This window comes from Izhakiella capsodis, from assembly GCF_900115045.1.
Taxonomy (GTDB): domain Bacteria; phylum Pseudomonadota; class Gammaproteobacteria; order Enterobacterales; family Enterobacteriaceae; genus Izhakiella; species Izhakiella capsodis.
The window spans coordinates 275,768-289,082 of the sequence record NZ_FOVC01000003.1; the positions used below are offsets into that span (position 1 = coordinate 275,768).

At 47.9% G+C, this 13,315-nt stretch carries 14 protein-coding genes and 2 pseudogenes; all 16 read right to left on the bottom strand.

Annotated elements, in window-relative coordinates; genetic code table 11:
- The 16 genes and pseudogenes from BM191_RS07305 to BM191_RS07380 all read right to left on the bottom strand — a co-directional run bounded on the left by BM191_RS07305 (position 1) and on the right by BM191_RS07380 (position 12,911).
- Positions 1 to 816: a baseplate hub protein gene (locus BM191_RS07305; protein WP_092876650.1), complete on the bottom strand. Its 816-nt coding sequence runs from the start codon at positions 814 to 816 to the stop codon at positions 1 to 3.
- The gene (locus tag BM191_RS17635; RefSeq protein ID WP_092876775.1) at positions 809 to 1,102 is read right to left on the bottom strand and encodes a phage baseplate plug family protein; all 294 of its coding nucleotides are present in this window, start codon (positions 1,100 to 1,102) and stop codon (positions 809 to 811) included. Before BM191_RS17635 ends, BM191_RS07305 begins: the two co-directional genes overlap by 8 nt.
- A 6-nt stretch (positions 1,103 to 1,108) precedes the next feature.
- A pseudogene (locus BM191_RS07315) lies at positions 1,109 to 1,615 on the bottom strand (phage baseplate protein); the annotation flags it as partial.
- Complete coding sequence (locus BM191_RS07320; RefSeq protein ID WP_092876652.1) at positions 1,612 to 3,288, bottom strand: hypothetical protein; 1,677 nt, start codon at positions 3,286 to 3,288, stop codon at positions 1,612 to 1,614. The gene BM191_RS07320 and the pseudogene BM191_RS07315, both read right to left, overlap by 4 nt.
- Positions 3,289 to 3,370: 82 nt before the next feature.
- Positions 3,371 to 3,829, bottom strand: coding sequence for a hypothetical protein (locus tag BM191_RS07325; RefSeq protein ID WP_092876655.1), 459 nt, complete (start codon positions 3,827 to 3,829; stop codon positions 3,371 to 3,373).
- A 40-nt stretch (positions 3,830 to 3,869) separates the two neighbouring features.
- Positions 3,870 to 4,322, bottom strand: a complete 453-nt coding sequence (locus BM191_RS07330) for a phage tail fiber protein (RefSeq protein ID WP_092876657.1) — start codon at positions 4,320 to 4,322, stop codon at positions 3,870 to 3,872.
- A gap of 10 nt (positions 4,323 to 4,332) precedes the next feature.
- The gene (locus BM191_RS07335; RefSeq protein WP_092876659.1) at positions 4,333 to 5,820 is read right to left on the bottom strand and encodes a DUF3383 domain-containing protein; all 1,488 of its coding nucleotides are present in this window, start codon (positions 5,818 to 5,820) and stop codon (positions 4,333 to 4,335) included.
- Between the two features lie 13 nt (positions 5,821 to 5,833).
- A pseudogene (locus BM191_RS07340) lies at positions 5,834 to 6,348 on the bottom strand (phage gateway protein).
- Positions 6,349 to 6,811: 463 nt separating this feature from the next.
- Positions 6,812 to 8,374 (bottom strand): GMC oxidoreductase, encoded by a 1,563-nt coding sequence (locus tag BM191_RS07345; protein ID WP_230479539.1) that lies wholly within the window; start codon positions 8,372 to 8,374, stop codon positions 6,812 to 6,814.
- Between the two features lie 317 nt (positions 8,375 to 8,691).
- A complete protein-coding gene (locus tag BM191_RS07350) occupies positions 8,692 to 9,159 on the bottom strand; it encodes a lysis protein (RefSeq protein ID WP_092876661.1) in 468 nt (155 codons plus the stop codon).
- Positions 9,156 to 9,677 carry a lysozyme gene (locus BM191_RS07355; RefSeq protein ID WP_092876663.1) on the bottom strand — a complete coding sequence of 174 codons (522 nt, stop codon included), beginning with the start codon at positions 9,675 to 9,677 and terminating at the stop codon, positions 9,156 to 9,158. Before BM191_RS07355 ends, BM191_RS07350 begins: the two co-directional genes overlap by 4 nt.
- 7 nt (positions 9,678 to 9,684) lie before the next feature.
- Positions 9,685 to 9,912, bottom strand: a complete 228-nt coding sequence (locus BM191_RS07360) for an HP1 family phage holin (RefSeq protein WP_092876665.1) — start codon at positions 9,910 to 9,912, stop codon at positions 9,685 to 9,687.
- Between the two features lie 117 nt (positions 9,913 to 10,029).
- Positions 10,030 to 10,722, bottom strand: a complete 693-nt coding sequence (locus tag BM191_RS07365; protein WP_092876668.1) for a phage tail tip lysozyme — start codon at positions 10,720 to 10,722, stop codon at positions 10,030 to 10,032.
- A 310-nt stretch (positions 10,723 to 11,032) separates the two neighbouring features.
- Entirely contained in the window at positions 11,033 to 11,482 is a 450-nt protein-coding gene (locus tag BM191_RS07370; RefSeq protein WP_092876670.1) for a lysozyme, read from the bottom strand.
- A gap of 227 nt (positions 11,483 to 11,709) precedes the next feature.
- Positions 11,710 to 12,129 carry an NUDIX domain-containing protein gene (locus tag BM191_RS07375; RefSeq protein WP_177203307.1) on the bottom strand — a complete coding sequence of 140 codons (420 nt, stop codon included), beginning with the start codon at positions 12,127 to 12,129 and terminating at the stop codon, positions 11,710 to 11,712.
- 371 nt (positions 12,130 to 12,500) lie between these two features.
- Complete coding sequence (locus BM191_RS07380) at positions 12,501 to 12,911, bottom strand: antiterminator Q family protein (protein ID WP_230479540.1); 411 nt, start codon at positions 12,909 to 12,911, stop codon at positions 12,501 to 12,503.
- Positions 12,912 to 13,315 lie beyond the last annotated feature (404 nt).

Consider the following 13,315-nt stretch of genomic DNA (forward strand, 5'->3'; position numbering starts at 1 on the left):
TTAAACCCGTTTACAGGTGGCCTGATAGAAGAAGGGATTGTCGTGTGACGCGATATTGAATTTAAGCTGCTCGATAAGGTAATCACCGTTCAACGTGGGATTGAATTTACTCTCCAGCCGTAATGTACCACCCAGGCTGGATTCGCCGTCGATAAGCCAGCTCACGTCGAGACCTTTTTCGGTGCCTTTGGGCAACCCGACCATCCCGGAATTCTGGTTAACGATCTTGATCCGCCCTTTGACTGCTTTATCCGCATCCTTCACATACAGAACATCATCATCAATAAAGGCTTTTACGCCACCCGCATCCTGCAACCGCTCCACCAGCTTCAGCGTAGCGCCACAAAAATACCAGTTAGCGACATATTTATCCGTCGCCTGAAAGTCCAGCCGCACACCGCAGTCTCGTGCAATCCTTGCGGCGATGTCACTTAGCTTACTCATGGCACCGAAGGACGTTGTCACAATATCCCTGGCACTGCCGTTACCCGTTTTTGCTTTCAGCGATAATGTCACGTCAGGCGGGCTGGAGGATTCAGCACTGACAATATCGCCGAAAAAAAGGCGAAAAACGCCGGTACTTATCCGACCAGCTTCCAGTATTAGCCGGGCGGGCTGTTTGCGTTTGTTATAAGGGCTGGTTTCCGTCAGAAGCCAATTGCGGGTAGTAGCATTCAGGCCATCAATACTGACGGTGCATTCATTCTGCAAAGGATTCGCATATTTGGTACCGCTGGCCTGTACTCGCATCCCCTCGTACCACTGCATGCGCCCGCTGACCTCAATCCCTACTCTGATCCGTCGTAAATCAATCATCTGGCCCCCAGAATATCAGGCTCTGCGTTTTGCCGAACGCTTCATACCAGGGCAAGGCATCCTGTTCGGTGATAAAGGCAAAATTTCCGGCTAATGCCAGGTGGGTATAGGGGATCAAGGGCGCATCGGCTGTCGCTCTGGTTGCCAGCATGACAACCTTCTCATTGCAGCGAATATCGCACACCATCATCTTCCGCGCGGCTTTGATCGTCAGATCCCAGAGATTATCCGCAACGATGATTTGCAGGCGCTGGTTTGGCACCGGATTTAACGGTATTTCACGCATTGTTTTTCCTCCGGCTAGCCTGACAAGCAACGAACTCTTCCGTTCTTTTGAGACAGCTTTGGTCTGCGCACACCCCCTTTTGACGGTGCTGGACTGTGACGGCTTCTGCACTTTTTTTGGCGGAAGCGCGCCGTATTCGGGGGTCACACTACGCCATTCGGTGAAGTGCAAAGACAGCTGAATAGCATCGATCATTTCTACGCTTTCGTCGTGACTGAAATCAGTGAGCAGCATAGGTTGATAGATTTTGACTTTGGTCTGAATACCCACTAGCTTGTTATGCTCCCAGGCTTGCTGCATCAGGCCAAAAACAGTGTTGATATCACCGGACAAAATCAGGTCCATGCTAATCTCTACGGCCTGCACAACAACATGATCGCTGCGATTTTCCCCTGACTCGACCTGAAAAATGGTGGCCTTGCGCACATCATTGACAGTGATTTTTATGGGGCTTGCGGTGGCATACAGCGTGGTAAAATTATCGATATCAAAGATTTTTACGTCAGTGATCATATAGCCAGCCCCGTTTGCGTTTGTTGCCCAAAATCCTGCAACTGCTCCAGAAACGCCTCTTTAGCGCCTGCCGCCATACCTGCCGCATCGGTTGCCTTTGTTTCAACCCTCACTTCACCGATATTCAGGGTGGTTTCATTCTTCAGGCTGGCACTATTGCTGATTGCCTGGCTGGTCACGGAGTTGAGGGGATGATTATTCGCTGCTGCAATCAGAGCTTTTCCCTGCTCGACCATATTCTGAGTATCCCGCTGTGGTAAGGGACGTTCAGCTTCGGGAATACGGTGCGTTACCTCTCCCTCAGCGCTGATTTTGCGCTCTACGGTGAGTTCTTTTTCGTCATCAGCACCGAACCAGCCCTTCACTTTTGACCAGCCTTTCTGAATTGTATCCAGACCGCCATTTATCCAGCCGATCACCTTCTGCACTTGCGCCCACATCCAGCTGAATATGCCTACAACCGCATTCGCAACCTGATCGAATACGCTGCCAAATTGTGATCCCCATTTAATCAGGCTGTTTACTGAGTTCAACAACCAGCCAATAAACTGGTTCAGGCCGTTATTCATTTTGCTGTAAGCGTCCACCACCGTATCCGCAACGAAATTCACGGTGTCTGTGAGGGAGTCAAACAGAAATTTGAATGCGTCCCACAGCAGCATAATGGCCTGTTTAAGTGTGGGATAAGCATCGAGAAGGCGGCCGATCATCGAATCATTACCGTCGATAAAATTCATGATGTCGTCGTAAACCAGCGCGAACGCGGCGGCAAGCAAAGCAATCACGCCAATAATGGCGAGTATCGGCCAGGTTGCTGCCAGCGTAGCAGCAGCCGCAACCAGCATCGGTGGCACGTAGTAGGCGGCAACCGCCGCACCAATCGCAAGAAAAAAACCGCTGACCAGATTCTTATTCTGCTGGCAAAACAGCACAAATTGACGCAGCCATTCCATGCCCTGAGTCAGAAACGGCAATACCCTATCGAGAAAGCTGTTTTTTAACTGGACGGAGGATTGCGTTAAATCACGCATGGCCTGGTTGAAGCGCAGAGACTGATCAATACTCTCTTTATTGATGCTCGCGTACTCTTCTTGCAGGCTCATCATGTGCGCCATCTCTTGGCGGCCTTTCATCATCAACTCAATGGTTTTGTCGTCCGTCACGCCAAAGTCTGCAAGGCGTGATTTCGCGTCATCAAAGCTCATCCCCTTGACTTCATCGGCTGTCGCAAGAATTTTTTCCATCGAGTCGGTTGTGTCGCCAAAGGCTTTTGCCATCGCCGTCAGATCCGCCTGCGCGTTTTCTCTGGTCCCGCCAAGCGCGGCAACTGAGCCGGCAAACGCATCCACATCAGCCGCCGACATGTTTAATTTTTTACTCAACTGATCAAGCGCTTCAACTTCCTGTGCGCGTAGTGCGGTGTCGCTAAAGAGTGATGACACATCCAACAATTTGCCAAACAACCCAAGGGCTTTCTGAGCTAATACCGCCATGCCGGCTTCCACACTGCCGGCAAATTTACTGACGACTTTTGCGGCGTTATCGCCGGTATTTTGCGCCTGTTTCATCCCCTCAATCATATCGTCGATAGCATGCTGAACATGATCAAAATCAGCATCAGCCTGCCGGGTGTCGAATTCATACACCTGCACAAAGGCATCTAATAGCGGCATTATCGGTTTCCTGCGGCGGCAAGCGCCTCGTTATAGCGGTTGGTCACAGCGATTTCCCACAAGTCCATCGCCTCCTCCAAATCTATAGAGGTTTTGAGCTCGGTGAAGCTGGCGAGTTTTTCTGAGATGATGACTGCAAAGAATCCATCAGCGTTTTTATAATCGACGGGAGTGAATCGCTGATTTTGCCCAGCAGGTAGGGCAGGAAAGCGTTGCTCCCGGCGTTGCCGAAAAAACTGGTGTTGTACCTCAACATAGCAAGCTCAAGACGGATCAGTGCTTCACCGTCCGGGACATGGTTATCAATCAGCGTCTGAGTTTTCAGACAGATTTCCGCACCATCGCGCATTACCGCCACATGGGCCATCATTTTTAGCATGGCTTCTTTGCTTATTTCGTAGTCGCCAATTTTAGGGGCGTTTGACAGCGGATATTTTGCCAGGATTTCACGCCCCAGCGTGGCGGGTAAACGACTGATCACAAAGGCGTGCATCTCCCCGTCAACATCCTTTATTTCAATATCTTTTGGCTTAATCAGCATAATGACCTCAATAGAAAGGCGGGAATATTCCGCCTGAAGGTTAACGAACGCGCGTACAGTCAAAGTCCTGAAATACAAAGGTATACACCTTTGATTTAAGACGCCCGGCGCTGGTCGCAGAATTCCCCCGACTGCCGTTGGTAATTTTCCCGTTACGCGCGGTCGTGGTCGCGCCGTCACCGTAGGACGCCACCAGCGTAATGTTATCTCCGGCATGTCTGCGGCCACGTTTGGCCGTGTTAGCTTCCAACAGGATCGCCAGATTCTGATCTTCTTCACTGCCCGGCAGCACGCTTATCGTCACCGTCTGCGGGGTGGGCGTTGACCAGCACACCAGATTGCCATTGATATCCATACCGGTTTTAGCGATATCGACAGTCGGCAAATCGAATGGATCGCCATCATCGGCGAAAGCCGTTAGCAATATCCCTGACGGAAAGGTCTGGCTTGCCTGCACCAGCAGGCTAAGACCGGTTGCGGATACATCATTCATTATTTATTCCTTACACCAGGTTGTGAGAGCCTTCGATTTTACGTACCCAGTCGCCTTTACCGTAAAGCAACACATATTTCATCATGTATTCCGGCGAACCAGACGGCCCGGTATTTTCAACGATCTGTACGTTGTACCAGTAGCCCTTATCCTGAATATCGTGCCAGGCTAAATCGTCGCCAGACGCATCAACGACGGCGAGTTTCTGTGCATCTGATAGTGTCTTACCGGGAAGAATGGTGCCGTTATCCACCGCTTTGGTCACTGCGCCGGCGAGAACCATCATTGCTCTGGCCTCACCATCGCGGTTGGCAGGGACGCCACGCGTCGCCAGCAGTAACGAAAGCCACTGTTGTGCAATCCAGGCTTTTAACCACTGCTCATTGGCATGAACGCTCATGTCCAGTGGGGCGGTATCCGGCCCGCACAGAAAACCACGTTGATAAAACGCAATATGTGAACCTGCGACCGCCGTTTCTCCATAATAGTTGACGCGCAACTTATCCAGCTTATCGGCATCCAGATCCGTGGTTACCTGTGACGGGAACGTCACGCCAAACTGGCGAAACATATAGTTGGTGGTAGCGTTTGTGCGGTCATAGTCCGTTGCCGCCAGTACCGCCATAGGTAACGCCTGAGCATAAAAGTTATCCTCAGTTTTAAGATTCAGCGCTGTTGACGCCGTGCCGATCAGCGCCGCGCTGAAAGCCTCCGCATCCGCAGCGGAAACATGCAGATGTAACTGGTATTTCACGTTCTCACCTGCCACATATTGGGCAAGGACAACGGCCTGATCGCACGTTAAAGGGTCAATGAACGTCGCACTGCCGAATGAATCCGAGATGTTCTCTGCCGCGATGAAGGCTTCAAGCGGGGTTTGTGCGGCACTCCCCGGTAGAGATTGTCCGAGGGACAACCCCATCGCATCGGCGAGCGCGGAAGACTCAACGCTGATGCTGGCTTGCTCCGGCACGCCGCCATTGATTTCAAACGTGCTGCCGGAGGCCATGAAGGACACTCTGGCAGAAGCAAAAGCGGGTTCAGATTCAGCATTGAGCTTTTTTTGGATCGCCGAGGCAACGTCGGCATAGGCCATCACACTGGAAAGATCGATCGCGGTCAGCACTTTACTGATATTACCGATAGTCAGCTTAAGTGTTCCGCTGGCGATCGCCTTCAACGCATCCAGACTGGCCGCATCGCCTCCCGAAAGAGTTGGCGCACGACCGGTCGGATTGTAGGGTGCGACCTGCAACGCCCTCGGTTTATTAACAGGAGCCGGACTGGTGTAGCTGAAATATTGTCGGGCAAAATTCGCTTCAGGAGAGTTCGCCTCCAGAAACTGATCAATCTGAGCGCTGGAGAGTTCCAGCACATCATCCGCTGGAATTTTTGCATGTTGAGAAAATATGCGACCCGTCAGTTTGCGCATCGGTACAGAAGACGCGCCAATGACCGCACTCGCAATGCTGACATAGCGTGTTTGTTTAATTGGCATAGTTAAACCTTGATTAAATACGATAAATATCAGGATAAAGCGCTGTTACTGCTTTGGTGTTCAGGCGTATTTCGCGGTGAAATGTGACATTAAAATCAAATGAGGGGCTTTGTTGGTAATCTCCCTGATCATTAAGAAAATAGGGGGTTCGGATATCAGAAGCGCGCTGTACCCCTACCCGGTGTTTTTTTAGTGCATCAACAAAAAACAGTGAGTTCACTATCATTCGAACCGTCGCAATAAGATCAGTGGCCGTGAACTTATCGCTATCTGATACCTGCCCCTGAACCTGCAGTGTTTTTTCAACTAACTGGATTTCTTTGTGGTTCGCATCGTCGTCAACCACCTGATAGCTGCGCACCGGCCATCCACGTCCTGTCTCACTAACAGGAAAAAAAATACTGAATGTGCGTCCTGTTGCTGTTTCATCGGCTGATACCCGGCAACAACCGGCAGCGAAAATCCCGCGTCATTCATTTGCACCAGTATCTGTTGCCGGATGGCGGTATAAACCTCGTTATCCAGCATAGTTTACAGCCTCAGAGCAAAGAACAGATGCCAGCGATCCAGGCGGGTGATTCTGCGCCTTCGATTTGCCGGCTTCGTTTAAAAGATGAGACATAAATCGAATCCAGATAGCCATCTGCTGCCACTCCTCCATGCAGTCGCATTAAAGAGATTGCCTGACATAATTTTCCTCCACCACATAAGTGCCCTTCTGCAACATTTACCCGATATCCACCCGCGATTTTGTTATGGGTTTTCTGCTTGATGAGATTAGAACCAGACTGACGCTGACCGCCCGCAGGCTGACATAATGACTACCACTTTTCAGGATCAGTTTTAATTTTCTTAACCGTGATAAACCCTCTTTCATCTTATTAAGAAAACATGATCCTTTCTCCGCACAACGTATTGCGTATCAGCAATATCGGTAATGTGTATTTATCTGGTTAAGCCTGCTTCATCAGGACAGCAGGCAATCTTTTGTTTAAATGACAGACTCATCAGGAAAGTCATTTTTAATGATTTCCTGAATGTTCCTTTCTGCCAGAGCCGCTATTGTTAAAGAAGGGTTTACCAACCCGGCACTCCCGGGGAGAGCAGCGCCATCCATTACATAAAGGTTTTTCGCCCCATGAATTCTGCCGTAATTATCAGTCGCCATGCCAAGTACCATGCCGCCGAGCGGATGAGCAGTAAAAGAGGCCGATACATCGGGAACCAGAAGGGGTACTCCGGGGATGCTGAGCGATTCACGGCATATTTTATTATTAACCTTTCTTATCGCATCAACGGCTTCATCATTTCCGTTTTCAGGCCACAATAAATCAACTGAATCACTTTCCTCGTTGTATTTAAATTCTGCCCGATTTTTTAAATCAAAAGCCATCCCCAGTGAACCCGCGATCCCAATATTCACCGGTATCCCGGGTGCATACCAATTTTCAAGTGTGGCCGGCATTGCAGATGAAGTAGCGTCATCTATTTTTGATACACAGGGTGCAGCCTGAGTCAGGCCTTTTAGCTGACTGAAAGAGCGTACAACAAGTGCATCACCGTTGGTTCCCCATCCTTTTCCAACATGTTCATTCATTCCCTTGATAGTATTAAGCGCTTTTGCTTTCACTAGCAATTCAGAGGTACCGATTGATCCAGCAGCAAAAAATATGTAATCACACTTAATATTATAGCATTCTAGAATGTTACCCTCCGGATCGGTATTTTTCACCTGAATACGATATCCATCATCATCTGAAATAATGCTATCCACTATTTGCCCAGGATATATCGCAGTCATTCCTGAATATTCAGCATCCAGGAGATAATTCTGGGTCAGGTCAAACTTTGCTCCATCGCTGTTACCTAAAGTACTTTCACCTATAATAGCCGACGCTCTGCATTCACCATCCAGTTCTTTCCTTAAAATATTTTCATTGAAAACAGAATCCACTTTATAAGGTTCGTATCCTGCTTTACGGGACTGTTCATCCCATACGCGTGAATGACCAAAAGGAGAACTTTCATAGATATCATCGGGGATTTTGCTCAGTTCAAGCGCTTTCCTTACTTTTGGATAGAAAATATTGCTCATCTCATCATAATCAACCCTTCCTTCGAAAAGCTGGTCAAAATATTGACGCTCCGGCTGAATCATCACCCCGGTATAAACCATGGAGCCACCACCTACGCATGCGCCTCTCCAGACATCAATATTTTCATAGCTGGTTACGTCAACAACCCCACCAAAATCATCCACCGAAACTGGCAGTGTGTTCAACGCTTTAAAAAATCCTTTTTTATGCCAAAACCCTCTGCCGTCAGGCAGTGTTTCATTGGTGAAAATCTTCCTCTGGTCATCTTTTGGCCAGCGGAACCCTCGCTCTAAAACAACGGACTTAATACCTGCTTCTGCCAGTCTTAATGCGGTAACTGCCCCACCAAATCCCGAGCCGATTATCACGACCTTAGCATCATCAGGCGCTTTCACATTCTGTTCAAAGATTTCCGGAACAGTTTTTTTATAGAAATTAATTTTGTTAAAAATAGACATACATTCTCCTGCACACAGTTGATAAAATTTAAATAACCTACATTTTCTGGTGTGGCAAAAATAATTTAATAATGACATTTTTAATATAACTCAGTCACTGAGCGGCATGTCCTATGAATTACTTTAATATTTAAACATCACTCTCAGCAAACCCTGCTTTACGCGCTAACGATTAACAGTCGCGCAATAAGAGAATTGAATATTAAATTTATCAAACACTCAGCGTGATATTTTAAATAATTACTGCACAAATTAATAACTATAAGAAAATTCAAAGAAAAATCAGGCATGGTATTTTATTATCTGCAGACTGTATTTTACTGGCACTGATACCTTATATAATCCTGCAGAAAACGTAATTTATGTTGATCGTTAATTATTTCTGCTCTGATATCGAAAAGAGTTGATCCAGTTTCCCGACTGAGTTCGACGGTACCTCCATTGCCCATGCCGGAACTTGCGGAGGTTTCGGGCACACAGCAGGTGCCTTTGATACGCAGCCGGTGACGGCCAGTGGCCACATCGTCGCGAAGACGATCATTTTCATGTCTGGCATTATTCAACTCCTTCATGTATTTAGCATCAAGCGCGGCAACTTCACGCTGCTGGCGCTGCATGTTATTTATCGTATTCAGCCGGGCCTCTGCCAGTTGTACAAACTCACGCTGCTTTTTAATCGCCTTGTAGTAATTACTGCGGTAGTGAGACGCCAGTATCGCCAGAACGATAATGACTGAAACCGTCAGACCCGTCACAATCTGTCCCGGACGTAATGGGATAATCATTTCGCCCCCTCCAGGCAGAGTGCCTCAGATTCCGCACGCCGGGTAACCAGTCCGTTTAGTTTTTTCCCGTTGGCATACACCCAGCGCGGTAGCTCGTTACATGCCGCGACTAACTTTCCCTGTCGGAATAAACGGAACATCGTTGATTTCTGCATGGTCGGGCAGCCCACATTGAACGTGATCTCTACGGCGGCGGAAAATGCATTCTCCGGCAACTTTGCACCGTTGGCATAACGATTAACGCAACGCTCGGCGACGAGTATATTATTCTCCCAGTCGACGGCAATCTGCTTATCCGCTTTATGGATGCCGGGTTTAACGCCGTGAGTATTACCGATACCATCGGTCAGGATACCGGCCGGGCAATGATACGGGTCACGCCTGCACCCTTCAGCATTCCCGATAAGCTCAAGACCCCGCTGATTGGTGCGGACCTGGCCTTTGTCGATGACCATTCCGATAATCACCGCCACGAAGCACATGCCACCAGCAAGACTCGTTTTCATTTTTGCTGACATAGTGGCCTCATTCGCTCATTGCCCGGTAAGCCGCTCTCGCCTTTTTTTTGTCATAGCCGGCAGCCGTTAACTTATTAACCAACTTGCGCTTGTAGTACCAGTTGACACCGAAGGTACCAATCGCCACGAAAATCCCCACCAGCACGGCCCAATCCTGTAAAGTCATGGCCCCGGCGGCGGCTAAAATCGAGGCAACCCAGTACGATATCTGGGAACTGTATTTATCCATTTTCATTATCTCCACCTCCCCACATGGGCGGCATTCGCAAGAAATAACGCCAGCTCTCAGGCAGAAACCAAGTCTTTTTTACTGTGTAAATTTGCCCTCCGGGAGGAGGGCATAGACTATGAATTATTGTTTTACACAAACAGCTTCTAACCTAATCCACCATGGCGCTTTGTTTACCCAGTGATATTCAGGAATGTCCTTGCCATTGTTATCTTTATAAATGGTTTTCAAGATTGATACTGAATCTGGATGTGGAATATATTTTGAGCTGACGCCATTAAAATAATACCCATCATTACCCGTTCCCTTTGCATTTGGTTTCCAATAAATACATTGCATCGTGGTTTCTCCTGTTTTCACATTAGGTGATAGTTTATTTAGCAAGTCGAACCAATAGCGAGCCTGCGTTTGCCTTGCAGGCTGATTCGGATTTAGCGGGCGTTCATAGTAACGTATAAACACATCCGCCAGATATTCAGGTGATTGCCTGCTCTGAGTAAACTGCTCAAATGTCATCGACGGATGATAGAATTGCTGATTATTAACAACCTCCCACTCCAGTCTTTTACATTGACTGATGACATCCTGATATCGAAGACCGCTTGATTGAGCCCAACTAATATATTTTGATGCCGGGGTCCACTGGACTAAGCCATAACCGCCTGACATATTTCCTACATAATCTGACTCCCATCGATCAGCAATAATTCCGCTCTCAGATTGCATATTACCCAACAGTGCAGCAACAGATTCCTTCGTCCAACCTCGACTGGTGAGATAACTCCAAATCTGTGTGGCTGTCTCTTTTTGTCCCACAACAAACCTCCTTTATTTTAAATGATATGAATAGCTATTCGTCGGTTCCTTATATAAGTATGTTCGTTATTATTCAGAGCGTAGTCAGAGGTAAATTCGATTAACGCAGATAAACTCACAATTTCCGCGCCACTTTCTGCGTCTCTTTTCATATTTGGCTGGCCGGCATATTTACGTTAAACGGTTATTCACGGAACGCGAAACTATCCGCTCTTGAATATTGAGATCTATCCCCCCGCATTCTGGATATCGAAGAGGGTGGCCCCTTCCCATCAAAATCGGTTCAGGCCGTAATCTTAATCAACAATAATCAGGCTGTATAACCGAGGAACATGTCACGTTCATAGGCGCGACGGCGTAGCAGACCAAAAAGTACCTTGCCACCGGCTTTATTCCAGCGCAGGAACTCATCTGCTGCCACCTGGGTTTCACCCGCATTCAGTTTTTTCAACAGCGTGGAACTGGCGAAATTGGTCGCGCCCAGGTTGTAGGTAAAACTGACAAGTGCATCAAACTGATACTGAGTTAGTGCGTATGTCACGTTGTCTTTTACTGGCTTCTCATATTGCTTAACCCCCTCACTCAGTAGCTCATCCGCCTTTGCCTGGGTAATTGTCATACCTACGTGAACGGGCACACCATCGACCGGATTCGTCCAGCCGTAACCAATTGTCCAGACACCTACAGCATCCTGATACGCGACAAGGCTGCACCCTTCAAACTCTTTGATTAAATCAAGACCTTTATTACTGATTTGCATTATTATCATCTCCTGTATTGCGGTTGACGCATCAGCGAACTTTTTCGCTGATATAGTTGTTCCTCACATAGCCTGAATAAACCGGGAATATCTGTGCAGCAGCATTCATTGCATTTCGGCTAATATATTCCCGGACTCGACTGAGGGTAGAAAAAACGCCGGGATACTAAATGAAAAAAGGCACCGCCTGAGCAGTGCCTCTTAAAATGTATAGAGCTGTTTTATCTCTAACTTGTTATATAGTCATTCAATCTTGCTTTGACAAAAGGAACGACATTTTCAGATTTCAAGAAATTATTTAAATCCATAAGCGAAATGTATTGACCTTCGTTACCCAGCCTCATCGAATCCACGTGATATCTTTCGATGTTACACACCATAAAATAACCCTGCGGATGATCAGAATAGTTTTTCATCCAGATAACTAACTCCGATGTCAGTGACAAATTAAGTTCCTCCCTGGCCTCACGAAAAGCACATTCCATTGGAGTCTCATTCCCCTCGCGTGTTCCCCCGGTAACATCGTACATATCAGGGTAAGGGATGTTGGGGTTATTATCCCTGCGGATAACGACAATTTTATCTCTATAAATCAGGGCAAGTTTGACACCTGTGAATTCAAAGTCAGAAACTGAGTTTTTACGCATTAGTTCATCTCCATCCTCATGCTTACTTTTACTGTAGTATAAGGTATGTAAACTGAATGACGCCCCAGCCAGTAAACGATGAATAACTTCAATACAGAAAGCAAAAGTTCCGTGCATTGCACGCCGGAGCCGACCTTCAGTGAGAAACAGGGTGGCAACGACGTTTAACAAGTAATAGAAAGATTGCGCGGAAATGGCACTTTCATGTTGTCAATTTCAGTACCTCGCAAGGTAGGGGTCAGCAAAATCGTCATATAAACGTTTCGCGCCAGCCGTTTTGTATTTCAGTTGTCCGGAAACACAAAAGCCCCGGATCCGAAGAGGCGGGGCTTTGAAATTGAGGTTGTGAAATCAAATTATTATTCTAGATGCTATAAGAATAGCACAGGTTTTTGTGTACACGCAAGAGGTTCCTGTTCTGCAACTTCGAGGTCCATATCCAGCCTGATGCCAAGCATAACCAGGCACCCTGACAGGAACGCTTCAGAGGTTTGTAGGGACCTCCTCACAACGTTGATATCGGTTTTCATCACTTCGGCGATCTGACGCAGCGAATAGTGCCCGATGAAACGCTGCCCCAGGATCAGGATATCTTCGGCATGCCGGACCGTGCTCATGTGCGCAACGCAGGTATCAATTGCCAATCCGTCCTCGTCAGAGCAACCTGACTTACCGGCTTTCGGTTTGCGTACACAGGTGACTGACATCGCTGGCCAATCCAGCAGCGAACAATACTCTTCGCTCGCGGCCCACCGCCCCCAGCGCTCCAAAACTTGTTGCATATTTCTGCGCATCGCTTTTTACCTCTGCAAATATCCGGAATATTTTTTTGAACACCGTAGCGCCTGTCTTTCATTGCTAAACCCACCCTGCGGCTCTCTGTTTACGGGCAGGGAGCGCCTGAGATCCCGTCTCACTGCGGCGAATAGCAAAAAGCTGCATTGAGTCAAAATCCCGGATACCATGTTCTCCTTTCAAAACCTGTAGTTTTTATCACCCCGTCTTTCACCTGCATTTGACACATGCATTGCCTCTGAATATTGATTGAAAAACGCAACGACCCAGGCGCAACGCTGGTCGTCATGTTGCGCGTGTTGCATGGAGTTAATTCTGTGGGATCAGCCGGGCAATATTTTCTGTTGCGCTGTGACGCCTGCTGTTGCGCCGAGGGAATAAATGCCGCGTC

Excerpts from the sequence above, each read along its gene's own strand:
- BM191_RS07305 (WP_092876650.1), bottom strand. The coding sequence starts at position 816 with ATGATTGATTTACGACGGATCAGAGTAGGGATTGAGGTCAGCGGGCGC.
- BM191_RS07375 (WP_177203307.1), bottom strand. The coding sequence starts at position 12,129 with ATGCGTAAAAACTCAGTTTCTGACTTTGAATTCACAGGTGTCAAACTT.
- BM191_RS07380 (WP_230479540.1), bottom strand. The coding sequence starts at position 12,911 with ATGCAACAAGTTTTGGAGCGCTGGGGGCGGTGGGCCGCGAGCGAAGAG.
- BM191_RS07335 (WP_092876659.1), bottom strand. The coding sequence starts at position 5,820 with ATGCCAATTAAACAAACACGCTATGTCAGCATTGCGAGTGCGGTCATT.
- BM191_RS07360 (WP_092876665.1), bottom strand. The coding sequence starts at position 9,912 with ATGAAAATGGATAAATACAGTTCCCAGATATCGTACTGGGTTGCCTCG.
- BM191_RS07330 (WP_092876657.1), bottom strand. The coding sequence starts at position 4,322 with ATGAATGATGTATCCGCAACCGGTCTTAGCCTGCTGGTGCAGGCAAGC.
- BM191_RS07345 (WP_230479539.1), bottom strand. The coding sequence starts at position 8,374 with ATGTCTATTTTTAACAAAATTAATTTCTATAAAAAAACTGTTCCGGAA.
- BM191_RS07370 (WP_092876670.1), bottom strand. The coding sequence starts at position 11,482 with ATGCAAATCAGTAATAAAGGTCTTGATTTAATCAAAGAGTTTGAAGGG.
- BM191_RS07320 (WP_092876652.1), bottom strand. The coding sequence starts at position 3,288 with ATGCCGCTATTAGATGCCTTTGTGCAGGTGTATGAATTCGACACCCGG.
- BM191_RS17635 (WP_092876775.1), bottom strand. The coding sequence starts at position 1,102 with ATGCGTGAAATACCGTTAAATCCGGTGCCAAACCAGCGCCTGCAAATC.
- BM191_RS07325 (WP_092876655.1), bottom strand. The coding sequence starts at position 3,829 with ATGCTGATTAAGCCAAAAGATATTGAAATAAAGGATGTTGACGGGGAG.
- BM191_RS07350 (WP_092876661.1), bottom strand. The coding sequence starts at position 9,159 with ATGATTATCCCATTACGTCCGGGACAGATTGTGACGGGTCTGACGGTT.
- BM191_RS07355 (WP_092876663.1), bottom strand. The coding sequence starts at position 9,677 with ATGTCAGCAAAAATGAAAACGAGTCTTGCTGGTGGCATGTGCTTCGTG.